Source organism: Acetobacter garciniae (genome assembly GCF_017377735.1).
GTDB lineage: Bacteria > Pseudomonadota > Alphaproteobacteria > Acetobacterales > Acetobacteraceae > Acetobacter > Acetobacter garciniae.
Genome location: NZ_JAFVMH010000013.1, coordinates 37,802 through 60,741 on the forward strand (window position 1 = coordinate 37,802; position 22,940 = coordinate 60,741).

Sequence of the window (22,940 nt, forward strand, 5' to 3'; positions counted from 1 at the left end):
TGATAGGTTGGCGGGCATGAGCAGTTCACCTGACCGAGCGGTCATTTTGCAAATCCTTCCAGCGCTGGAACAAGGCGGCGTGGAACGCGGAACGCTGGAAATGGCCGATGCAATAACCCTGGCCGGGGGCAGGGCCATGGTGGTCAGCGCGGGCGGGCGGCTGGAACCGCATCTGCGCCGGGTGGGGGCCGAACATATCACGCTGCCCCATTGCGGCAGCCGCAATCCGCTGCGCATGCTCGGCAATGCCCGCACCCTGGCCCGCATCATGGATACGCATGGTGTCAGCCTTGTGCATGCGCGTTCGCGCGCACCCGCCTGGGTGGCCCGGCTGGCCTGCCGCAAGCGCCGCGCGTGGGGTGGGCGCACACCGCTGATCACCACATGGCATGGGGTGCATGCCAGTAGCTGGCCGGGCAAGCGGTTCTACAACGCCGTACTGGCCAGCGGCACCAGGGTGATCGCCATCAGCCGGCACATCGCCCAGAGACTGGCGGCGGATTATCATGTCGGGCCCGACCGGCTGCGCACCATCCCGCGCGGGGCGGACGTCCAGCAGTTCGACCCGGCCGCCGTGTCGGGGCAACGCCAGCACCTTCTGGCCGAACAATGGGACATACCGCCCGACATGCCGGTCATTCTCATGCCCGGCAGGCTGACGCACTGGAAAGGCCAGGGGCTGGTGCTGCAAGCCCTGGCCCTGCTGGCCCGCACCCACCCGGCGCTGAAATGGTGCTGCGTGTTCGCGGGGTCCGAAACCGGCAGCGCACGCTACGCCCAGGACCTGGCAGCACAGGCGGCCCAGCTTGGCCTGACGGATGTCATACGGTTTGGCGGGCATTGCGATGACATGCCCGCCGCCATGGCGCTGGCCGCCATGGTGGTCGTCCCTTCGCTGCGCCCCGAACCGTTCGGCCGCGTGGTTGTGGAAGCCCAGGCCATGGGCCGCCCGGTTCTTGCCGCCCATCATGGCGCCGCAGCCGAAACGGTGGAGCACGGCGTCACCGGCCTGTGTGTGCCGCCCAACAATGCCCAGGCCCTGGCGGAGGCCATTCATGCCATATTGAGCATGCCCTCCGCCGGGCTGGAAGCCATGGGCCAGGCCGCCCGGCAGATGGTGCTGGCGCGCTACACCACCCAGGCCATGCAGCACGCCACGCTGGCGGTCTATGACGAAGTGCTGCATACAGCACTGGCTCCGGCCTTCGCCCGGACGCTGGAGGACAGGCAGGTAGCCCGCATGGCCGCCCAGCCCGCCCACCCCGCCGATATCGCACCCGACACCCGGCCCGCGCCGCTTTTTTGCCAGGACCATCATCTTGCGGGATAACACCACAGGCACCCCTGCCCCACCGCTGTTCAACCATCCGGTGCGACACCTGGCCTTCATGGCCGCCCCCACGGAAACCGCCCGCGCGGAGCTTGACCGGCTGGTGGCCCGTTACGGGAACTGCCACCCGGGCGACGCCGAGGTGATCGTATGCCTGGGCGGGGATGGCTTCATGCTGGAGACATTGCGCGTGGTGCTGGAGGCGGGGTTTACGACGCCGGTCTACGGCATGAACTGCGGTTCGGTCGGGTTTTTGATGAACCCCACGAACGAGGAAACCCTGCCCGAACGGCTCAGCCACGCCCAGGCCGCGACCCTGCACCCGTTGCGCATGACGGCCACAGCCGCCCATGGCGAGGTTTTCGAAGCCCTGGCCCTGAACGATGTCTATCTCTTTCGCCAGACCCGCCAGGCCGCCAAGCTGCGGATCGATGTGGATGAGCATGTGCGCCTGCCCGAACTGATCTGTGACGGCGCACTTCTGGCCACCCCGGCGGGTTCGACCGCCTATAACCTGTCCGCGCATGGGCCGATCGTCCCGCTCTCGGGCAATCTGCTGCCGCTGACACCGATCTGCGCCTTCAGGCCGCGCCGCTGGCGGGGGGCCTTGCTGCCTTCTTCGGCCCATGTGGCGTTCACCGTGCTCGAGCATGAGAAACGCCCGGTGGCGGCCGTGGCCGATTCGATGGAGATCCGCAATGTGGTCTCGGTCCAGGTGCGCGAGGACCGCAGCCTGAGTGTGACGCTCCTGTTCGACCCGGGGCAGACGCTATCCGAACGGATCGTGTCCGAACAGTTCAGCGCCTAGCCCATGCCATGCGCTGGGGCACGAATTTGCCCATTCCACCTCTAACGCTTTCTGGGCTAGGCTGCGGCACGATGCACAAACTCTTCTTTTTTTCGCGCCGGATGTCCCTGCTTTGCGGGGCGGTCATCCTGAGCATGGCCACGGCGCAGGCGCAGGTTTCCACCAGCAGCGAAGCGCTCGACCACCTTCAAAGTGCGACCCCGTCCATACCCGCCACAGGCAAGCCCCAGTCGGGCAGCACGACCGAACAAGCCCCGGCCCGCCCGCGCAGACCCGCACAGACCCGCACACCCGCAGCACCCTCCGCCCCGGCCGCCACGCAATCGGGCAGGCAGGCGCCCACGGCCACACCGGCTGGCAACACCCCCGCAGCGCAGGGACAGGGCACGGCACAGTCCAGCCCCACAGGGACCGCCCCCGCACGGAACAACGCGGCCCAGAGCACCACAAGCCCAGGCACCGCAAGCCAGGGCACCACGGGCCAGGGCACGGCGGCCCAGGGCAACGCGGCTGGAAGCAATGCCGCGCCAGGCGGCCAGAATGGGGGCAACCAGACCACCGGCACCCCGAAAGCCGCCCCGCCGGCCAGCACGCAGCCGCAGCGCCCGGCACCACCGCCGACCATCCCGCCCGCGCCCCCGCCCGAGCCGCAACTGACCCCGGCCCCACCGGATGTGGAAATTCACCCCTTCCCCATTCCGGCCCAGCCTGCAGTCGAACTTCAGGCGCAGGGCACTGTCACGGCCATTCCCGGCGGGGTGCGCCTGACCTTCGCGCCCGGATCGGCCGCCCTGAACCCGGAGACACACCAGGCCATTCTGGCCTTCGGGCAGCGCCTGTCCGACAAGCCGCATATCCGCGCCATGATCGACGCCTACAGTTCGGGAGCTGCGAACGATCCCTCCCTGCCGCGCCGCATGGCGCTGGCGCGGGGCCTGGCCGCGCGCAGCGTGCTTATGAACGGGGGCACCCCGTCCACACGGATTTACCTGCGCGTGATCGGTGAACCGCCAGAATCCAAGCCGGGCGAGACACAGGATTACATCACCATTTATGAATCGGATGTCATGCCGTAAACATCCGCGCCTGCGCTACCCGGGATACGGGCAGCGCGGGCGATACGGAATGCCGGGGTAAACGACAAAGCTGAATACGGGCGGCAAGCCAAAGGCGGGCTTTCTTTCCGTGGTCCGCATGAAGGGCCATTGTCGGGCCGGTGGAGCGGGCCCGAGGGTGCTGCCTATCTGGACAGGGAGGCTTCCACCGCTTTGCGGGCATCCGTCGCCAACTGGTCCACCCGTTCGTTTTCCGGCACGCCGGAATGGCCCTTGACCCAGTGCCAGGACACGTCATGGCGCTTGGTGGCGTCCAGCAACCGCCGCCACAGGTCCATATTGGCCACGGGATCGCCCGACGCATTGCGCCAGTTGCGCCGCACCCAGCCGGTATGCCAGCGCGTGATGCCGTTGCGGACATATTCGCTGTCCGTATGAAGGCTGACGATACAGGGCCGGGTCAGCGCCTCCAGCGCCTCGGCCGCGGCGGTCAGTTCCATGCGGTTGTTGGTGGTTGCTTCCTCGCCACCCGAAAGCTCGCGCTCCACGCCCTTGCAGCGTAGCAGAACGCCCCAGCCACCGGGGCCCGGGTTGGGCCTGCACCCGCCATCGGTCCAGACTTCCACGACTGTGCGCGCAGGACCGGCCGCCGGGTTTTCCCCATTCTCCTGCTCCCCTTCGGACAGGCTGTCGGCCAGGCCATCGCACGCCTGCGCCGACGGGCTGCCTTGCACGGCCGTGCCCGCACTGCCCGCGGGGGCATCTGCGGTGCCTGGCTGGTCATGCTGCATGACGGGGTTTTCAGAATCCATAGCCACTGCTGCTCTTTGTCGCCATATGGAAGCGCAGACGTTTGAGATAGTCCAGCGGGTCCTTGGGGGTTACCAGCGCATCGGCCGGGGTGTTGATCCAGTCGTACAGCCGGGTCAGCAGGAAGCGCATGGCCGCCCCACGCGCCAGCAGGGGCATGCAGGCCCGCTCGGCGTCTTCCAGCGGGCGAATGCTCTCGTAGCCCTGCAAGATCTGGCGCGCGAAGGTGATGTTGAAGGAACCATCGATCGCGAAGCACCAGGCGTTCAGGCAGATCGCGATATCGTAGGCCAGGAAATCCGTGCAGGCGAAATAGAAATCGATCAGGCCCGAGAGTTTCTGGTCAAGGAAAAACACGTTGTCGGGGAACAGATCGGCATGGATCTGCCCGCGCGGCAGGCTGGGCGTCTGCCCCCGACCGGGCCAGTTGGGCACGATCTCGGCAAGGGCTGCCTGCAGTTCCGCCAGCAGGCCGGGCTGCACCGTATCGGCCCCCGCGCCGCAGCTTTGCAGCAGGGGGGGCCAGGCATCCGGCCCCAGCCCGTTCGCCCGTTCCTGCACGTAAGACCGGCCGGCCACATGCAATTGCGCCAGGGCCTGACCCAGCGGACGGCAATGTTCCAGCCGGATCACGCGCGGCCACACGCCGGGCAGGAAGGTGGTTACGGCCGCGGGGCGCCCGGCCAGGATTTTCAGCGACTGGCCCTGCCTGTCCGCCACGGGTTGCGGGCAGGTCACCCCTTCCCGCGCGAGGTGCTGCATAAGGCCTAGAAACCAAGGCAGGTCTTGCGCATTGACCCGCTTTTCATACAGGGTGAGGATATAGTCACCCTGGGTGGTGCGAAGCTGGAAATTGCTGTTTTCGACCCCTTCGGCAATCCCGCGAAATGCCACCAGCGACCCGATGGCGAAATCGTCCAGGAAAGCACGAAGGGCGTCGTCACTGACGTCCGTGTAGACGGCCATAAACCACCTTCAGCCCAAGGGTGCGGGAAGGCGGAAGGTCACGTTTTCTTCCTTCACGATCCGTTCTTCTATGCACAGCGTGTAGCGCTTGGCCATTTCCGCCAGCATTTCCTGCACCAGCGCTTCGGGGGCGGACGCACCCGCCGTAATCCCCAGCGTGCTGACCCCTTCGAGCACCGACCAGTCCAGCGCGTCCAGCCGGGGGACGAGAAGCGCGCGCGGCGTGCCCGAACGTTCGGCCACTTCGCGCAGGCGCTGCGAGTTGGACGAATTGGGGGAGCCGATCACGATCACCAGGTCGCATTCGGGGGCGATGGTCTTGACCGCTTCCTGCCGGTTGGTGGTGGCGTAGCAGATATCCTCGCGCTTGGGGCCTTCGATCAGGGGAAAGCGCTCGCGCAGGATATCCACGATTTCAGCCGTATCGTCGACCGAAAGCGTGGTCTGGGTAATGAACGCCAGGCGCGTGGGGTCTTCGGGCTGGACCGTGCGGGCTTCTTCCGCATCGTTGATCAGGGTCACCGCACCGGGGGGCAACTGGCCCATGGTGCCCACAACCTCGGGGTGGCCGGCATGGCCGATCATCAGGATATGGCGGCTTTCGGGGCCACCACCGGCGTAATGGCGTTCGGCCTCGCGGTGCACCTTGGACACCAGCGGGCATGTGGCATCCAGATAAAGCAGGTTACGGCGTTCGGCTTCGGCCGGGACGGTCTTGGGCACGCCATGGGCGGAAAACACGACATGGCCGTCAGGCGGCACTTCGTCCAGTTCCTCGACAAAAATGGCGCCCTGGGCTTCCAGCTCTTCCACCACCGTGCGGTTATGCACGATTTCATGCCGCACATAGACAGGTGCGCCGTAGCGCCGGATGGCTTCCTCCACCACGCGGATGGCGCGGTCCACCCCGGCGCAAAAGCCACGCGGACCGGCCAGGAGCACCTTCAGCGACATGGCATCCGCACCTTTGGAAGCCCCGTTGGCACCGCCCTGCGGCGCAGCGTGGGACGCGCCGGGGGCAGGAGCGGTCGCGGGAGCTTTGGTTTGAGTTTGATCGGGCATGGTGTTCCCCAAAGTTGCGGCGGACTGTATAGAAGAAAACTGGCTATGAAGAAGCATATTGAAAACTGGCTCTGCCCGGAACCCGCTAGGGCGACGGAAATTGTGGCCTACGCAAAGGACGCAAGGGATGCAACCCGTTTTACGGCATCGAAGCCCTCAAAGATGCGCCTGTCAGTCTACACCACGCTTTTATGCCCTGTCTTGTCACCTGTCCTTCACATAAAGCCGGACCATTCCATGCCCCACCCTGCTGCGCCTGCATTCCGCCTGTTTTTCCGCCCTGCCCCGTCGGGCCTGGCGGCGTTGGGACTATTGAGTGTCCTGAGCGGTTGCGGCCCTGACCAGAACGCATCCATGAGCTTTGCACCGGCCTGCCCCATTACGCATGTGCCGGGCGAAGCCGCCGATTATTACCTCTATAATGGCAAAAGCACGACATTCCCCGACCTGGTGGCGCGGGCGAGCATCGTCAAACTGCAAGGCGACTGCCAGTCCGGCGGCCCCAAGGACCTGAAAACCCGACTCGTGCTGCGCATGACGGTCGAGAAGGGTGCGGCGGCAACCGGCACCACCGTGACCCTGCCCTGGTTCATTGCCGTGCTGCATGGCGACCGGATCGTGAACAAGCACGTCTTCCACCATGTGGTGACGTTCCCGCCCAATCTTTCCACCTTCGACAACGAAACCCGGCTCGTGACCGTCGACCTGCCCATTCCGCCGCGCAATGTGGATTCAGACTACCGTTTCGAAGTGGGGTTCCAGCTTACGAAAGAGCAGTTGCAATATAACCAGGAACATCTGCGCCGCCCGTCCTGGCAGTCTTACTGAACCAGGGCAGCACCCCGCCCGCTGCCTTCAAGGCCGTTCTGCACAATGCGGAGAGGGGTCGGGGTGGCTCAGGCATGGCGGTAGCGCGCAGCCCGGTCATGGCTGACGCCGCCCCTGTTGCAGGCGCGGGGGCTGTCGCACAGAGGCTCGTTATTCACGGGCTGTAGCCCGCACTGGCCGGCGCGAGCATGCCCACGCCGCTGCCGCTCGGGGCCGGTCGGAGCCGCGCGGAGTCTGCGGCAATGCCCTTCAGACTGCTGGGGGCACGTCGGGGGGGAAACTGGCGGCATCCACCGCCGCCTGCTGGCGCAGGGCCAGGGTATCCTTGTCGAAGCCTTCCACGATTTCGTGGAACAGTTCGCTCCAGTTCATCTTGACCTTGAGCCGCATGAAGACCGAGCCCAGCCCGATGGCGGAGCGGTCCACCAGCACGAATTCGCGCGGCAGGCGCACGCCGCCGGCTTTTTGCAGCCCGTCATGCACGCGCGACAGCACTTCGCGCCCGCGCGAGGGGTCGTTGTCTTCCTGGATGTAGCGTTCGCGCTCATCCATGAGCGGGGCGAACAAAAGCCCCGCCCATTCGTTGAGCACCAGCACTTTCTCGCGCGTCAGGTCGCGAAAGCCCCATTCCTCATACGCATGGGCCGCCAGATCGGTGTCCCCTGTGCGCAGGGCGTTATAGAGGTCGATATTGCCCTTGATGAAAGAGGGCCTGAAAATGCGAATCGCCCCGAAATCGAGCAGGTTCAGCCCGCCATCGTCACGCAGGGTGAAATTGCCCATATGTGGGTCGCCATGCACCACGCCGTAGCGGTACAGCGGCAGGTACCACGCACGGAACAGGGCGCGGGCGATGGCTTTTTTCTCATCCTCCGCCAGCCCGTCCTTTATGGCGGTGTTCAGGTTGCGGCCAGCCACCCATTCCATGGTCAGCAGGCGGCGGGTGCAAAGCTCGTCCACCGGCAGGGGCACCGTAATGTCGGGGCATTCGCTCAGCATGCCGTTGTAAAGCCGCATGTTGGCGGCTTCGCGCCGGTAATCCAGTTCCTCGCGCAGGCGTTCGGCCAGTTCCTCCACCACGTCATCCTGGCGGATGGCGTTGTCCAGCCGGTGATAGACACCGATCGCCATGCGGAATTGCCGCAGATCGGCCTCTACCGCCGCATTCATGTCGGGATATTGCAGCTTGCAGGCAACGACGCGGCCATCGGCCAGCACCGCCTTGTGGACCTGCCCCAGGCTGGCGGCAGCCGCTGCTTCGCGCCCGAAGGAGCGGAAATGCTTTTCCCAGCCCGGCCCAAGCTCCGCCGTCATGCGGCGACGCACGAAGTTCCACCCCATGGGGGGCGCGTTGGACTGAAGCTGGGCCAGTTCCTCGGCGTATTCCTCGGGCAGGGCGCCGGGGATGGTGGCCAGAAGCTGGGCCGCCTTCATCAACGGGCCCTTGAGCCCGCCCAGCACGGATTTGAGGTCTTCCGCATGGGCGGCCCCACCTGAAAACAGGCCGATCTTGTGGCCGGCCAGGCGGGCGGCGATCCCGCCTACCGTGCCGGTTGTCTGCACCATGCGCCGGAATTCGCCGAAAACGCCGGAATTATCGAGGTCACGCGCCATGATCAGCCCTGTTCCAACTCGTCAATGAAACCGGAGATCACATCCAGCCCCTTGCGCCAGAAGGCGGGTTCGGACGCATCCAGCCCGAAGGGGGCCAGCAATTCGCGGTGGCGCAGCGTGCCGCCCGCTTCCAGCATGGCAACGTATTTATCCTGGAAACCGGGCGCTCCTTCGCGGAACACGCCGTAAAGCGCGTTCACCAGGCAGTCCCCGAACGCATAGGCGTAGACATAGAAGGGCGAATGGATGAAATGCGGAATATACGCCCAGAACACGTCGTAGTCGGGGGTGAAGTGAAAGGCCGGGCCCAGGCTTTCGGTCTGCACGGCGCGCCAGATTTCGCCAATGCGTTCGGGCAGCAATTCGCCGCTGCGGCGTTCGTCATGCACGCGGGTTTCAAAATCGTAGAACGCGATCTGGCGCACTACGGTGTTGAGCATGTCCTCCACCTTGGCGGCCAGCAGCAGGCGGCGGCGGGCGGGGTCTTTTTCCGCTTCCAGCAGGGACTGGAAGGTCAGCATCTCGCCGAACACGCTGGCGGTTTCGGCCAGGGTCAGCGGTGTGTCGGACATGAAATAACCCTGCCGCGCCGCCAGGACCTGGTGCACGCCGTGGCCCAGTTCATGGGCCAGCGTCATGACATCGCGAATGCGGCCATGATAGTTCAGCAGAATATACGGATGGGCCGATGGCACGGTGGGGTGGGCGAAAGCCCCGGGTGACTTGCCGGGGGCCGGGGGCACGTCAATCCACGGATTGGTCAGGAAGGTGTTGATGATCCTGCCAAGGCGCGGGTCAAACCCGTCATAGGCCTTCTGCACGATGGATTTGGCTTCCGCCCAGGGAATTTCGCGGTCGTCGCTGCCGGGGGGCGGGGCGTTGCGGTCCCAGTGTTCGAGCTTTTCCAGCCCCATCCAGCGGGCCTTGAGCGCGTAGTAGCGGTGCGACAGGCGCGGATAATCGGCCTTTACGGCGGAGACCAGCGCATCCACCACATTGTCTTCGACCATGTTGGACAGGTTACGTGCCGAAGTCGGGCGCGCGTAATGGCGCAGGCCGTCGGCTATGGATTTGTCCTTGGCCAGGGTGTTGGTAATGAGCGAGAACAACCGCACATTCTCGCCGAATACGGCACCCACGGCCTGGCCCGCGCGCGCGCGCGTGTCGCGGTTGGTGTCGGACAGGCGGTTGAGCGCTTCGCCCACCGTCATTTCCCGGCCATCGAGCGTGACACGCAGGGCGGCTATGGTTTCATCGAACAGGCGGCACCAGGACTGCGCCCCGGTAACGGATTTTTCCAGCAGGACCTTTTCAACCTCGTCCGACAACTGGTGCGGGCGGTACATCCGCACATCGCGCAGGTAAGGCTGCCAGCGCGCCAGAGCCGGGTCGGCCAGCCGGGCCTGCAAGGCGTCTTCCTCCAGCCGGTTCAGTTCCAGCGTGAAAAACAGCAGATCGGTGGAGATCGCCGTCAGCCGTTCGTTCATGGACTGGTTGAAACGGCTGATCGCGGGATCTGACGAATCCGCCGCGAACAGCAAGGAGGCATAAGAGCCCGCCTGCCCCAGTTTTTCCTCGATCGCCTCGAACTCGGCCAGCGCCGTCGCCAGTTCATGCCCGGACAGGCCCGCAAGCCTGCCCTGATAGCGCTGGGCAAAATCCCTGGCCTGTTCGGTGGCACCCGCCAGATCGGCTTCCAGCTTGGGGTCGTCCATGCCCGCATACAGGGCGGACAGGTCCCACCGGGGGAGCGCGCCCTCCCCTGCCGTTGCGGGCGCGCCAGAGGATCGATCGCTGACCGGGGCGGTGAAATGGGGAGTATGCCGGGGATTGGGGGCGTGCGTGGTCTGTTCCATGCCCCTACTCTACCCTGCAAATGCGCCAGAGGCGAGAGCGCACGAACGCGAACGCCGCATGGCAAAAAAGCACAGCGGGCGAGAGATTGCCCCCTCGCCCGCCGGGTAACGTCTGCACACTGCTTCCATGGTCCACAGCGCCCGCCGCCACATGGACCGGGGCGGGGCACATCCCCACCATGGATATGGCGGCCGCACCGGACAGAACCGCCGCGCGCATGATCTTATTTTGCAGTGTCGCGACGTGTCGGAAACACGGCCCGCCCGGCATTGCCGGACGAGCCACGGTCCTGTCTTTTACAGGATCAGAACTTGAAGCGGAAATGCGCGCGGGCACCACTATCAACCGACTGGTCCCCGTATTGCCCGATGAAGGAAAGACCGATGTCGATCCGGTCTGTCAGGCGTGCACTCAGCCCCGCATCGACAACGACCGCATTTGTGGACAATGCCACCCCGCCCACATCCATGCCGCCATTCGTGGATGCGAATACCTGCCGCATGGTGGGTGTGGTCAGGCCGAAGGCATGACGGTAGGCCACCATGCCGTGGGGAACCAGCGTCAGCTTTCCGACCTGCACGGCCGAAGATGCACGGAAACCGAAGGGGGAGAACGTTACCCCTGTATCGGTCGCAGCACCCCGTACGGCCGACGGGCCGCCGTGTTCATGATATCCATCGGTATGCAGATTGACGTAGGCGACATTGCCGAAGGGCTCAACAATCGTGTGCCCGGCGTGCAGTTTGTAGCTCAGTTCCCCAAAGCCCTGGGCGGTCCCGCCAAGATAATTGCTGTTCAGACGGTTTCCAAACCCGGGGAATGCCACGTTCCGACGGATACTGAGCATGTCCCACGTATAGGTAGCGCCCAGACGCAGGTTAAGATTACCCCAATGCGTGCCAGCGTAGCCGCCAACCGAAACATTGTTGCTGTGCCCGGATGAACTGCGTCCGCTGCCGATATCGAACATGGACCGACCGTAGCTGAGCAGCCCGCCCACACGCCACGTGTCCAGCACCGGCGCATCGGCCCCCATTACGAACCCGGTCGTCGAATGCTGCATGGCCGCGGCATTGCCGTCGCCGGAATTATGGCCGAGGCTGCCATAGGCTTCCCCCCAAAAAACCGCCCGATCAGAATGACAACGCCCGTCATCGTGTTTCGTGCGTACGTCCGCTGTACGGATCGTGCTGTCGACCTGGGCACTGTCGCAATCCGCGCCGTCCAGCCGGTCCAGAGCGGCCTGCCTGACAAAGAAGCTGTCCTGGATCAGCGCCGTGCGGGCAGAAGCATGAATCTCGCCCGACAAGGCGTTGAACGCCGAACGGGCATTCGCCGCATTCAATTGTGAAACCGCCACAGCCACGCTGCTATTAGCCGGCAGGCGGTCCAACGCTCCCCCTACCGTGCTTTCGTTGCGGGTATTGGCTACCGAGGCAAAAGACACACCGTTCCGCTCATCCGTGACATAGACATTCGTGCCATCGGTGGACAGGGACGGGGCAAGGAAGAGGTACGGATTCACAGCCGCGACAACATTGGAATTGTCGATGGTTACACCATCCGTTGCCGAAAAAAGCTCGTAAGCCTGGCCATATTTCAAGGGTGTTCCGGTCAGGGCTATGGTGCTGCCCGACAAAGTCAGGGCACCGTTGACCTTAACCTGATCGCTCTGGATCAGTTCATTCGTGGTGCCGTTGACCTGCACACTGGTGCCTGTATCGGTCCCCACGGCATTGGCCAGCAGGGTCGACCCCGCATCCATGCTCAGCGAACCGTTTGTCGTCAAAGTGCCGACCGGACCGTCCCCCGCGGCATCGCTGCCGGCGGGCGAGATAATACCGCCACTTTCGACCTCGGTTGCCCCCACTATGCCAGAACCGGCCAGAACGCCGTTATTTTCCACCGTCACAGGAGAACTGGCGATCGAACCATCCACCGTCAGCGTACCGTTGGAGACCACCGTATTCCCGCTATAGGTATTGGTGCCCGAAAGGGTTTCGTTCCCGCCTGTCACGCTGAGCCCCCGGCACCGGTCATGCTGCCCGAATAGGTGCCGTCTGCATTGGTCACGTCCAGCGTGCCGTTCAGCAGACCATCCGCCCCGCCCGAAAGCGAACCGACCGTGGAGCCCACATCCGCCGAGCTTGCCCCCACCTGTGTGACGGTAAAGGTGCCGTCATTCGCAGCCAGCGTTCCCCCGATCGTGTTGCCATCCAGCGCCAGCGTGCCGCCATTATTCGTGACATCGCCCGTAACGGTATCACCCTGCCCAAGCGTAAGGTCCCCGGCGTTGGTCGCACTGGTGAACGTGCCGCCGGTCGCACTCAGGGTCGCACCTGCCGCGTTGTTGATGGCATCGCCACTGGTGTCGGTCAGGGTCGCCGTGCCGGCCTGGTTGTCGATATCGTGCAGGGTCGCGCCATTTTCCGCCGTCAGTGTGCCGGTATTGGTGGTCGTCCCCGCAACGGTGCCGCCGTTGATGTCGGTAACGCCATTATTCGCCAGCGCGCCGGCCAGCGAGCCAGGAAGGTCCAGAGCAGCCCCCTGATCGACTGTCGTCGTCCCGGTATAGGTATTGGTGCCCGAAAGGGTTTCGTTCCCGCCTGTCACGCTGAGCCCCCCGGCACCGGTCATACTGCCCGAATAGGTGCCGTCTGCATTGCTCACGTCCAGCGTGCCGTTCAGCAGACCATCTGCCCCGCCCGAAAGCGAACCGACCGTGGAGCCCACATCCGCCGAGCTTGCCCCCACCTGTGTGACGGTAAAGGTGCCGTCATTCGCAGCCAGCGTTCCCCCGATCGTGTTGCCATCCAGCGCCAGCGTGCCGCCATTATTCGTGACATCGCCCGTAACGGTATCACCCTGCCCAAGCGTAAGGTCCCCGGCGTTGGTCGCACTGGTGAACGTGCCGCCGGTCGCACCCAGGGTCGCACCTGCCGCGTTGTTGATGGCATCCCCACTGGTATCGGTCAGGGTCGCCGTGCCGGCCTGGTTGTCCAGATCGGCAAGCGTTGCACCGTCGGCCGACAGTGTGCCGGTATTGGTGGTGGTTCCAGCAACGGTATCGCCGTCCAGCGCCAGCGTGCCACCGTTATTCGCGACATCGCCCGCAATGGTATTGCCCTGCCCAAGCGTAAGGTCCCCGGCGTTGGTCGCACTGGTGAACGTGCCGCCGGTCGCACCCAGGGTCGCACCTGCAGCGTTGTTGATGGCATCGCCACTGGTGTCGGTCAGGGTCGCCGTGCCGGCCTGATTGTCGATATCGTGCAGGGTCGCGCCATTTTCTGCCGTCAGCGTGCCGGTATTGGTGGTCGTCCCCGCAACGGTGCCGCCGTTGATGTCGGTAACGCCATTATTCGCCAGCGCGCCGGCCAGCGAGCCAGGAAGGTCCAGAGCAGCCCCCTGATCGACCGTCGTCGTCCCGGTATAGGTATTCGCACCCGCCAGGGTAAGGGCGCCACCGGTGCCTGAATCGGTAATGGTGAGGCCACCCGCTGTTCCAGCCTGGTAATTCGTGATCGGGTTGGTAATGGTGGCGTCATGCCCTGCAAGGTCGATCGTGCCGTTGTTGCCGGTGATCGAGAAGGTATTTCCAGAAATATCCGTTCCATCGAGCGCCAAGGTGCCCCCGTCGAAAATAGCGCTGGAAGATGACGATGGCAACGATGACGCCGTTTGGGTTGTTGCGATAAATTCTGCCCCGCTCGCTACCGCAGCCGTTGCGGCAAGGCCATAAGGGTTATCTTCCGCATACGTATACGACATGGATGAACTGACATTATTATCGACAGGATAAAGCTCGTCAGTAACATCGGGCGTAAAATCCAGCATGATTTGCAAATCGTTAGCGGCAACAAGATGCAGTTCGGAATGAATAGTCGAGCCTTGCGTGTAGGTATTACCGTCAAATGTATACGTTGCTATAGTCTGGGTATCCCCGGTCCACTGATCGTACACCTGATCGTCTTCGGAAAAGTCAGTCGCCACAATTGCCGGATACCCCCCGACTCCCGGACTGGCCGTAACGTGCAGATCAGCGGATACCAGGGTTTCTGTTGTCCAGTCCCATGTAAATGTACCCCACACATAGGAGGTCGATACACCGCCCTGAAGAACATTGTACCAGGAATCCGCCGCCGTATTTGTCAGGTCATAATTAACGATTTCATCCGCCACCGCCTGCGCAACCGGTGCACCCATGCCGCCTGCCAGCAAGGCAAGAACGGAGACCGACCGCAAATAACGACACTTGAAAGATTTACCGACTTTTTTAAATGCCGCCGTAAAATTATTCTTCTCCACCGAACCACTCCACCGTAGAAATACAGACAGTTACATGGTTCCAGTTTCGCATAGACAAACTGCGCATCTAAGCTCCCATTTGGGAGGGACTGCCAGCATTAAATGTTCGTCTTCTTTTTTCTTTTTGCACGAAGACTATAGTCTTACGGTATTACCTATAAACTTCGGCACATCCATAAAAACGCGACCATGTCATGCGTGCCTCATCGCGCGCGCATGATGTCAGGCCAGAATGACCCTCAGGCGGGATAATGCCCAGGCCCGCAGGATGCCTGCCCGGAGCAAGCCGGGCTGAGAAATATCTATGAATTTTCTGAAAGTTTTCGGCGAAGCTTTTTACAAAAAGCTTCGAGAAGCACGCACCCTACCACGAAAAACCGCGGATCTAATGGGAATGTCGGAGCAATACGCAGGAACCCAGCGCAAGGATATCTTCCGCAAAGCCGGCATCAGCAGCCAGAGCCAGCTTGCAATTCTTGTTGGAAATCCGTCAGATCGGGCGATCCATCGTGAGGCATGAAAAAATACCCGCCGCACCCTACTACAAACGACCTGTGAAAGAACGCAGGACAACACAAACCCGGCGGCGGAATGCACCATAGGCCATCATGCACGTCGAACTGCGTGGCCCCGCAGGGAGCGGGTCAGCCAACGTGCATGATGCTACCCCGCGAGACACGAACGGCCCAAACGAAAACAGGGGGGACGGATTTTTCATAACGTCCCTGTCATGGCACCCCTGTCATAGAAGCACCTTTGAAAAGACCCGTCTCCCGCTGTGTTCTGTCGGCCTCCTGCTTCAGCCCGCGTGCTCCAGTTCGGCCTGGGGCACGGTAAAGCCGATAATACGCGCGTAATCGCGGGGCACGATCTGCCAGAACTGCGGCAGCACGTCGTCCCATTTATGCAGCAGCATGGCGGCGTAGGCGGAGCCTGTTTCCTCCACATGCCGTTCCACCAGGCCGCGCAATGTGGCCTCCCATTTCGGGTCCGTCACCCGGGTCCAGAGCAGGGATTCGGGGTTGATGCGTTCAGCGAAGTCCTGCGCCGTGTCAAGCACGAAGGCCATGCCGCCGGTAAAGCCCGCGCCGAAATTGTCGCCGACCTCACCCAGCACCACCACCGTGCCGCCGGTCATGTATTCGCAGCCGTTGGAACCGCAGCCTTCCACCACGGCCACAGCACCGGAATTGCGCACGGCAAAGCGTTCGCCCGCCTGCCCGGCCGCGAACAGCTCGCCCGAGGTCGCGCCATACAGCACCGTATTGCCGATAATGGCGTTCTTGTTCGTCACCAGCGTGGAAGACGGCGACGGACGTACCGTAATGGTCGCCCCCGACAGGCCCTTGCCTACATAGTCGTTCGCATCGCCCAGCACTTCGAGCTTGAGCCCCTGCACCGCGAACGCCCCCAGCGACTGGCCGGTGGAACCGCGCAGCCTTACGGTCAGGTGGCCCGGAGCAAGCGTCTTCATGCCGAACTGCCGCACGATCAGCGATGAAATGCGCGTGCCGATAGCGCGCTGGGTGTTCTGCACGTTGTAGTGCAACTGCATTTTCTCGCCATGTTCGAATAGGGGCCGGGCGTCGCCCACCATCTGCGCGTCCAGCGTGTCGGGCACTTCGTTGCGCCCTTCCAGCGTGCAGTAGCGCGCGAACGGCCCCGGGTCCGCCTGCGACAACAGGGAGTTCAGGTCCAAATCGTCCAGGTCGTCCGTCCCGCGCGAGACCTGGCGCAGCAGGTCGGTCCGGCCGATGACTTCGTTGAGCGAGCGGAAGCCGAGCGAGGCCAGGATATTGCGCACGTCCTCGGCAATGAAGGAGAACAGGTTGATCACCTTCTCGGGCGTGCCTTCGAACTTCGCGCGCATGGCCGGGTCCTGCGAACACACGCCGACCGGGCAGGTGTTGGAATGGCACTGCCGCACCATGATACAGCCCATGGCGACAAGGCTTGCCGTGCCGATACCGAATTCCTCGGCCCCCAGCATGGCCGCGATCACCACGTCGCGCCCGGTCTTGATCCCGCCATCGGCGCGCAGGCGCACGCGGTGGCGCAGGCGGTTGAGCATGAGCACCTGGTGCGTTTCCGCCAGCCCCAGTTCCCACGGCAGGCCCGCATATTTGATGGAGCTGAGCGGGCTGGCCCCCGTGCCCCCGCTATGGCCCGAAATCAGGATCGCATCGGCCTTGGCCTTGGCTACACCCGCGGCAATGGTGCCAATGCCCGAACGCGCCACCAGCTTGACCGTAACCCGCGCATCCGGGTTGATCTGCTTGAGGTCGTAGATAAGCTGGGCCAGATCCTCGATGGAATAGATATCGTGGTGCGGCGGGGGCGAAATCAGGGTCACACCCGGTGTGGCATGGCGCAGCTTGGCGATCAGCTCCGTCACCTTGAAGCCGGGCAACTGCCCGCCTTCACCCGGCTTGGCACCCTGCGCCACCTTGATTTCAAGCTCGCGGCAATCGTTCAGGTACTGCGCGGTCACCCCGAACCGGCCGGACGCTACCTGCTTGATGGCAGAGGACGCGTTATCGCCATTGGGGCGGGGCTTGGCGCGGGACGGGTCTTCCCCGCCTTCACCGGAATCGGATTTCGCACCGATCCGGTTCATGGCGATGGAAAGTGTCTCATGCGCTTCGGGGCTGAGTGCGCCCAGGGAAATGGCAGGCGAGATCAGCCGCTTGCGCAACTGGGTGATGCTTTCCACCTCCTCCACCGGAATGGGGGTGCGCCCTTCGCGGAAGTCGAGCAGGTCGCGCAGGGCCACGGGGGGCTGCGCGCGCACGGCATCGGCATAGCGGCGGTAGATGGTAAAGCTGTCGGTGGCGACAGCGGTTTGCAGCATATGGATCAACTGGCCATCGAAGGCATGCTGTTCCGCACCGCGGCGCAGCTTGTACAGCCCGCCCACCGGCAGCGTCAGGGCGGAAGCAGACCCCCAGGCCCGCGCATGCAGGCTGAGCACGTTGCGCGCAATACCCGAAAGCCCGATACCCGAAATACGCGAAGGCATGCCGGGGAAGAATTCCGCCGTCAGGGCGCGTGAAAGGCCCACCGCCTCGAAATTACAGCCGCCACGATACGACGCCACGATGGAAATCCCCATCTTGGACATGATCTTGAGCAGGCCCTTATCCACCGCCTTGCGGTAACGTTCCATGCATTCACGCAGGCTGCGGCTGCCGAACAGGCCCCGGCGGTGCCGGTCGGCAATGCTTTCCTGCGCCAGGTACGGGTTAACCGTGGTAGCACCCACGCCAATGGTCACCGCAATGGCATGCACATCCAGCGCGGAGGACGTGCGCACGTTCAGCGAAGTAAACGTACGCAAGGACGTGCGCACCAGATGGGTGTGGACCGCACCCGTCGCCAGGATCATAGGAATGCAGGAACGGTCGGCGGACTGGGCCTCATCCGTCAGGAACAGATGGGTGCAGCCGCCGCGCACGCCGTCTTCGGCCTCATGCCGGATACGGGCAATGGCTTCACGCAGCCCGGCCTCCCCATCCTTGGCGGGGAAGGTGCAGTCGATCACGCAGCCCGAAGCGCCGCAGAACTGCCGCAGGGCCGCATATTCGCCCGATGTCAGCACGGGGCTGGGCAGTTGCAGCATGTCGCACTGTTCGGACGACTGGTCGAGGATATTGCCCAGGTTGCCCAGCCGGGTGGCCAGGCTCATCACCCGCGATTCGCGCAGGGAATCGATGGGCGGGTTCGTCACCTGGCTGAACATCTGGCGGAAATAATGCGACAGCCCCCGGTAATGGGGGGAGAGCACCGCAAGCGGGGTATCATCCCCCATGGAGCCGATGGCCTCGCTCGCATCTTCCACCATCGGGTGCAGGATGGCTTCAAGCTCTTCCAGCGTGGTGCCTACGGCCAACTGGCGGCGGCGCAGTTCATCGCCCTGGTAGCAAAGCGGTTCGGTCACATCCGCACGGACCAGATGGCCGATTTTCTGGGTGCGCTTGACCCATTCCGAAAAGTCCTGCCGGGCCGAGAGCACATCGAGCAGTTCGATATTGCTGTACAGCTTGGCTTCATCCAGATCGACGCCGATCATCTCGCCCGGGCCAAGGCGCCCGCGGGCCAGAACGGCACTTTCGGGCACGCGCACCATGCCGGTCTCGGACCCCACGATCAGCAGCTTGTCGGTCGTGACCGTGTAGCGCAGCGGCCGCAGGCCGGACCGGTCGAGCCCGGCCACGACCCAGCGCCCGTCGGTGGCGCACAGGGCGGCCGGGCCGTCCCACGGTTCCATGACGGCGTTGCAATACATGAACATGTCGCGGTGTTCGGGCTTCATGCCCGTATGGCCGCCGACACTGGCGGGGATCATCAGCGCCTTGGCGGCCGGCGCGTCACGCCCAGCGAAGGTCAGCAGTTCGAACACGTTGTCCAAAGTCGCGGTATCGGACCCGCCCGCCTGCACCAGCGGCTTGATATCGGACATCCACGGGTCAAGATCAGGGTGGGAAAGCCGGGTCTCGTGGCTTTTCATCCAGTTGATGTTGCCCGAAATGGTGTTGATTTCACCATTATGCGCCAGACGGCGGAAAGGCTGCGCCAGCTTCCAGGTAGGGAAGGTGTTGGTGGAATAGCGCTGGTGGTAAATGGCGAAACGGCTGATGAAGCGCTCATCCAGCAGGTCCGGATAGAATTCGGTCAGATGCTCGGCCAGGAACATGCCCTTGTAGATCAGCGAACGGCATGACAGCGAACAGATATACAGGTCCACCTGGGCGGCAATGGCGGCCTTTTCGATCCGGCGGCGGATGACATACAGGTCGCGCTCGAACTCTGCTTCGGGCTTGCGCGGCAGGTTGCGGATCAGGATCTGTTCGATCTCGGGCCGGGTGGTGTTGGCTTTTTCACCGATGCAGGAGGTGTCGATGGGCACCTGCCGCCAGCCGTAAATGCCGTAGCCGAACGCGAGAATCTGGGTTTCGATGATCTGGCGGCACAGTTCCTGGGCCACGAAATCGGTCTTGGGCAGGAACACCTGCCCCACCGCGATCGGCCCATCGCTGGGCCGGTCACCCGTGCTGGTGATGGCATCGGCAAAAAAGGCCTGGGGAATTTCGACATGAATGCCAGCGCCATCGCCGGTCTTGCCGTCGGCATCCACCGCACCACGATGCCAGATGGCCTTCAGCGCCGCAATACCGGCCGCCACCACGTCGCGCCGACGCTTGCCGTCCAGGGCCGCGACAAAGCCCACGCCACAGGAATCACGCTCATCCGCCGGGTCGTACAACCCGTCCAGGGCTGCGACGTTGGCGTCCCATGCCTTGAAAAATTCTTCAGCACTTTCGCCAGTGTTCGGAAACTGCTCCATAGCCATCATCCCTGCTCCGCCACGGCGGATGCCGTCTCATTTGCTTCAATCCACTGGTGAATGCTGGCCGCGGCATCCCGCCCGTCGCGAATGGCCCACACCACCAGGCTTGCACCCCGCACAATATCCCCGGCAGCAAACACGCCGGGCAGCGAGGTCATGAAATCCTTTTGCCCCACCTTGAGCGTTCCCCAGCGCGACACTTCCAGCCCCGGCTGGTTCCACAACTGCGGCAAGGGTTCAGGGTCGAAGCCCAGCGCCTTGATGACCAGATCGGCCTCGAGCGTGAAGGACGAGCCTTCGAGCGGTTCGACCGACTGGCGGCCCGAAGCGTCGGGCAGGCCCAGCTTCATGCGCGTGGCGCGCACGCCCGTGACAGCGGCAGCGCCCAGAAAGGCTTCGGGTGCTGCCAGCCATTCGAAATGCACGCCTTCTTCCTCGGCATTTTTCACTTCGCGGGCGGAGCCGGGCATGTTGGCCTTGTCGCGCCGATACACACAGGTGACCGAACGCGCGCCCTGGCGAATGGCCGTGCGCAGGCAGTCCATGGCGGTGTCGCCCCCGCCCAGCACCACAACCGCCTTGCCCTGCGCATCCAGCGCTTCGGCCTCGGGCGGCAATGTATCGCCCAGCGAGCGGCGGTTGGATGCGGTCAGGTAATCGAGCGCGCGTTCTATCCCCGCAAGCCCGGCACCCGGCCCGCCGATTTCGCGCGATTTGTACACGCCGGTCGCGATCAGCACCGCATGGTGGCGCGAACGCAGGACTTCGAACGGCAGGTCATCCGCACCACTCCCCACGCCCTGGCCGAGGTGGAACACCACCCCGCTTTCCTCCAGCAGGGCATGACGGCGTGCAACAATATCCTTTTCCAGCTTGAAGCCGGGAATGCCGTAGACCAGCAACCCGCCCACGCGGTCATACCGGTCATAGACATGCACCTGAAAGCCCTGCTCGCGCAGTTGGGCGGCGGCCGCCAGCCCACCGGGGCCCGCACCCACAATGCCTACGGACTGCGCGCGTTCGCGCATGGGGCGAATGGGCTGCACCCAGCCTTTCTCGAACGCCGTGTCGGTAATGTAGCGTTCCACAGCGCCGATGGTCACGCTCTCGAACCCCGGCTCGATCACGCAGTTGCCTTCGCACAGCCGGTCCTGCGGGCAGATGCGCCCGCAGATTTCGGGAAAACTGTTGGTGGCGGAGGATACGCCGTACGCTTCCTCCAGCCGCCCCTGTGCGGTCAGCATCAGCCAGTCGGGAATGTTGTTGCCCAGCGGGCAATGCACCGAACAGAACGGCACGCCGCACTGCGAACAGCGACTGGCCTGCTCCCCCGCCGCCTGGGGGGAGTAATCCTCGTAGATTTCGTCAAAATCCGCGCGCCGGGCATCCGCCGTGCGTTTTTCCGGCTGCCTTTGCGGAACTGAGACAAATTTCAGCATTGTGTTCGCCATGCGCGACCCCCGGAAAAACAGAGCGCGCCCAATGGACATCGCCCTCATCGTCAAGTGGGGCGGAAGGTGCTCTTTATCCTCGCAGATAAAAAGACAGTATTGCTGTCGTTTTTAGTTTTTTTTGCAGTTTCTCAACAGAAAATATCCACCCCCACCCGAATAAAGGTACCATTCCGGACCTATTAGGCCATTTCACAGCTCATCCACCGCCATTTCGGCCCGCTCACCCCCCGGGCGAAACCGGTCGAGATAAGCAGGCACGCAGGACGCGACGCTGCGCGGGGTGATGCCAAAGGGCTCGAACCCCGATTCGGGCCCGGGCATGACGTTATCGCGGGAGAGCATAAGCAACTGGTCCCGCGTCAGCATCGCACCGGGCAGGCGTTCGAGCACGCCGGCCTGCAAGCGGGCCAGCCAGCGGGGCACCACAAGCACCGGCTTGCTGCGCCGCGTTTCGGCCAGCACGAAACGGGCGATCTGGCACATGGTCATGACATCCGGCCCGCCCAGGGGCCATACCCGACCGCCATAGCCATCCTGCGTGGCCAAGCGGGTGATCACCTGCGCCACGTCCCCCACATAGACCGGCTGTATGCGCGTATCGGGCTCGTAAACCGGCATGACAGGCAGGTAACGCGCCAGGGCCGCGAAACGGTTGAAGAAATGATCCTCCCGCCCGAATATCAGCGACGGGCGGACAATGGCGGCATCGGGGCGGTGGCGCCTGACGGCGTCCTCCCCCGCGGCGCGGCTTCTGCCATAGGCGGACGGGGCCGTGGCCGAAGCCCCAAGGGCTGACATATGCACATAGCGCCCCACCCCGGCCTCTGCCGCGAATCTGGCGACCCGCCCCGCCCCGTCCACATTCACCGCTTCCAGCCGCTGGCCACGGGTGGAAGACAGGACCCCGACCAGGTTGATGGCGACATCGGCATCGCGCATGACGCTGGCCACCGAATAATCATCCAGCACGGAGGCATAGAACGGCGCGATCTGCCCCACATCGCCCAGGCTACGCAGCAGGGCCCCCTGGTCGGGCCTGCGGTTGGCCACACGCACCATGTAGCCCGCCTGCGCCAGGCACTGCACGACGTAACGCCCGACAAAGCCACTGCCGCCGAACACGACGGCTGTTCCGTTTTCATACATGACCTGCACCCTCTGCCCGTAGACTTTGCCCGTAGCCTCTGGCCATGGCCGGCCAGCCCGACACCGCACCCGGCCGGCCCGCGCATACAGCATTCAAAGCGTTTGAATTCATTGTGGTTCCGCCCGGCAACCCGGGGGCGGCCACGCCCATGCACGAATTGTCAAAAAAAAATCAAAACGCCAGTTGACGACCCCCCGCCAGCGGGGTAAACGCCTCAACACCAGCCGGGACACGCTCCTGGTTGCCATTTGAGCCCAGATGGCGGAATTGGTAGACGCGCAGGTTTCAGGTACCTGTGGCCGAAAGGTCGTGGAAGTTCGAGTCTTCTTCTGGGCACCAAACTCTCTCGAAAAATAA

Annotated in this window: 15 protein-coding genes and 1 tRNA gene; 6 read left to right on the top strand and 10 right to left on the bottom strand. The window is 63.7% G+C overall.

All coding sequences use genetic code 11. The annotated features are described in order from the left end of the window. Positions 1 to 16 precede the first annotated feature (16 nt). The 3 genes from J2D77_RS15865 to J2D77_RS15875 all read left to right on the top strand — a co-directional run bounded on the left by J2D77_RS15865 (position 17) and on the right by J2D77_RS15875 (position 3,214). Positions 17 to 1,330, top strand: coding sequence for a glycosyltransferase family 4 protein (locus tag J2D77_RS15865; RefSeq protein WP_207847423.1), 1,314 nt, complete (start codon positions 17 to 19; stop codon positions 1,328 to 1,330). Then, positions 1,320 to 2,138 carry an NAD kinase gene (locus tag J2D77_RS15870; protein WP_269142570.1) on the top strand — a complete coding sequence of 273 codons (819 nt, stop codon included), beginning with the start codon at positions 1,320 to 1,322 and terminating at the stop codon, positions 2,136 to 2,138. The genes J2D77_RS15865 and J2D77_RS15870 overlap by 11 nt, the downstream gene beginning before the upstream one ends. A 71-nt stretch (positions 2,139 to 2,209) precedes the next feature. Beyond that, a complete protein-coding gene (locus tag J2D77_RS15875; protein WP_230975882.1) occupies positions 2,210 to 3,214 on the top strand; it encodes an OmpA family protein in 1,005 nt (334 codons plus the stop codon). Positions 3,215 to 3,378: 164 nt separating this feature from the next. Here J2D77_RS15875 and rnhA read toward each other — a convergent pair whose 3' ends face one another. From rnhA to ispH, 3 genes are all read right to left on the bottom strand, one after another. Beyond that, on the bottom strand, positions 3,379 to 3,879 hold the full coding sequence (gene rnhA / locus J2D77_RS15880) for a ribonuclease HI (RefSeq protein WP_207847465.1): 501 nt from the start codon (positions 3,877 to 3,879) through the stop codon (positions 3,379 to 3,381). A 115-nt stretch (positions 3,880 to 3,994) separates the two neighbouring features. Next, positions 3,995 to 4,969 (bottom strand): homoserine kinase, encoded by a 975-nt coding sequence (locus J2D77_RS15885; protein WP_207847427.1) that lies wholly within the window; start codon positions 4,967 to 4,969, stop codon positions 3,995 to 3,997. Between the two features lie 9 nt (positions 4,970 to 4,978). Next, positions 4,979 to 6,088 carry a 4-hydroxy-3-methylbut-2-enyl diphosphate reductase gene (gene ispH, locus J2D77_RS15890; RefSeq protein ID WP_407927112.1) on the bottom strand — a complete coding sequence of 370 codons (1,110 nt, stop codon included), beginning with the start codon at positions 6,086 to 6,088 and terminating at the stop codon, positions 4,979 to 4,981. Between the two features lie 180 nt (positions 6,089 to 6,268). Here ispH and J2D77_RS15895 point away from each other — a divergent pair, with 180 nt between their 5' ends. Further along, on the top strand, positions 6,269 to 6,859 hold the full coding sequence (locus J2D77_RS15895) for a hypothetical protein (RefSeq protein ID WP_207847431.1): 591 nt from the start codon (positions 6,269 to 6,271) through the stop codon (positions 6,857 to 6,859). A gap of 249 nt (positions 6,860 to 7,108) precedes the next feature. Here J2D77_RS15895 and J2D77_RS15900 read toward each other — a convergent pair whose 3' ends face one another. The 4 genes from J2D77_RS15900 to J2D77_RS15915 form a co-directional block, all read right to left on the bottom strand. Next, the gene (locus tag J2D77_RS15900; protein ID WP_207847433.1) at positions 7,109 to 8,473 is read right to left on the bottom strand and encodes an ABC1 kinase family protein; all 1,365 of its coding nucleotides are present in this window, start codon (positions 8,471 to 8,473) and stop codon (positions 7,109 to 7,111) included. A gap of 2 nt (positions 8,474 to 8,475) precedes the next feature. Next, complete coding sequence (locus J2D77_RS15905; RefSeq protein WP_207847435.1) at positions 8,476 to 10,329, bottom strand: M3 family oligoendopeptidase; 1,854 nt, start codon at positions 10,327 to 10,329, stop codon at positions 8,476 to 8,478. A gap of 305 nt (positions 10,330 to 10,634) precedes the next feature. Continuing rightward, the gene (locus J2D77_RS15910; protein WP_207847437.1) at positions 10,635 to 12,347 is read right to left on the bottom strand and encodes an autotransporter family protein; all 1,713 of its coding nucleotides are present in this window, start codon (positions 12,345 to 12,347) and stop codon (positions 10,635 to 10,637) included. Next, positions 12,344 to 14,533, bottom strand: coding sequence for a beta strand repeat-containing protein (locus tag J2D77_RS15915; RefSeq protein WP_207847440.1), 2,190 nt, complete (start codon positions 14,531 to 14,533; stop codon positions 12,344 to 12,346). Before J2D77_RS15915 ends, J2D77_RS15910 begins: the two co-directional genes overlap by 4 nt. Positions 14,534 to 14,939: 406 nt before the next feature. On the opposite strand from J2D77_RS15915, the gene J2D77_RS15920 reads away from it, so the two are divergent. Next, positions 14,940 to 15,155, top strand: coding sequence for a hypothetical protein (locus tag J2D77_RS15920; RefSeq protein WP_207847442.1), 216 nt, complete (start codon positions 14,940 to 14,942; stop codon positions 15,153 to 15,155). 279 nt (positions 15,156 to 15,434) lie between these two features. On the opposite strand, the gene gltB is transcribed toward J2D77_RS15920, so the two are convergent. The 3 genes from gltB to J2D77_RS15935 form a co-directional block, all read right to left on the bottom strand. Further along, positions 15,435 to 19,985, bottom strand: coding sequence for a glutamate synthase large subunit (gene gltB, locus J2D77_RS15925; protein ID WP_207847467.1), 4,551 nt, complete (start codon positions 19,983 to 19,985; stop codon positions 15,435 to 15,437). After that, complete coding sequence (locus tag J2D77_RS15930) at positions 19,985 to 21,433, bottom strand: NAD(P)-dependent oxidoreductase (protein WP_207847443.1); 1,449 nt, start codon at positions 21,431 to 21,433, stop codon at positions 19,985 to 19,987. The genes gltB and J2D77_RS15930 overlap by 1 nt, the downstream gene beginning before the upstream one ends. 192 nt (positions 21,434 to 21,625) lie before the next feature. Next, positions 21,626 to 22,582, bottom strand: coding sequence for a complex I NDUFA9 subunit family protein (locus J2D77_RS15935; protein ID WP_207847445.1), 957 nt, complete (start codon positions 22,580 to 22,582; stop codon positions 21,626 to 21,628). Positions 22,583 to 22,835: 253 nt separating this feature from the next. Here J2D77_RS15935 and J2D77_RS15940 point away from each other — a divergent pair. After that, positions 22,836 to 22,922: transfer RNA gene (locus J2D77_RS15940), tRNA-Leu, on the top strand. Positions 22,923 to 22,940 lie beyond the last annotated feature (18 nt).

Bases quoted from the DNA above. Each gene is read 5' to 3' on its own strand.
- J2D77_RS15920 (WP_207847442.1), top strand. From the start codon at position 14,940: ATGAATTTTCTGAAAGTTTTCGGCGAAGCTTTTTACAAAAAGCTTCGA.
- J2D77_RS15930 (WP_207847443.1), bottom strand. From the start codon at position 21,433: ATGGCGAACACAATGCTGAAATTTGTCTCAGTTCCGCAAAGGCAGCCG.
- J2D77_RS15885 (WP_207847427.1), bottom strand. From the start codon at position 4,969: ATGGCCGTCTACACGGACGTCAGTGACGACGCCCTTCGTGCTTTCCTG.
- gltB (WP_207847467.1), bottom strand. From the start codon at position 19,985: ATGGCTATGGAGCAGTTTCCGAACACTGGCGAAAGTGCTGAAGAATTT.
- ispH (WP_407927112.1), bottom strand. From the start codon at position 6,088: ATGCTTCTTCATAGCCAGTTTTCTTCTATACAGTCCGCCGCAACTTTG.
- J2D77_RS15875 (WP_230975882.1), top strand. From the start codon at position 2,210: ATGCACAAACTCTTCTTTTTTTCGCGCCGGATGTCCCTGCTTTGCGGG.
- J2D77_RS15905 (WP_207847435.1), bottom strand. From the start codon at position 10,329: ATGGAACAGACCACGCACGCCCCCAATCCCCGGCATACTCCCCATTTC.
- J2D77_RS15865 (WP_207847423.1), top strand. From the start codon at position 17: ATGAGCAGTTCACCTGACCGAGCGGTCATTTTGCAAATCCTTCCAGCG.
- J2D77_RS15915 (WP_207847440.1), bottom strand. From the start codon at position 14,533: ATGGGTGCACCGGTTGCGCAGGCGGTGGCGGATGAAATCGTTAATTAT.
- J2D77_RS15895 (WP_207847431.1), top strand. From the start codon at position 6,269: ATGCCCCACCCTGCTGCGCCTGCATTCCGCCTGTTTTTCCGCCCTGCC.
- J2D77_RS15900 (WP_207847433.1), bottom strand. From the start codon at position 8,473: ATGGCGCGTGACCTCGATAATTCCGGCGTTTTCGGCGAATTCCGGCGC.
- J2D77_RS15935 (WP_207847445.1), bottom strand. From the start codon at position 22,582: ATGTATGAAAACGGAACAGCCGTCGTGTTCGGCGGCAGTGGCTTTGTC.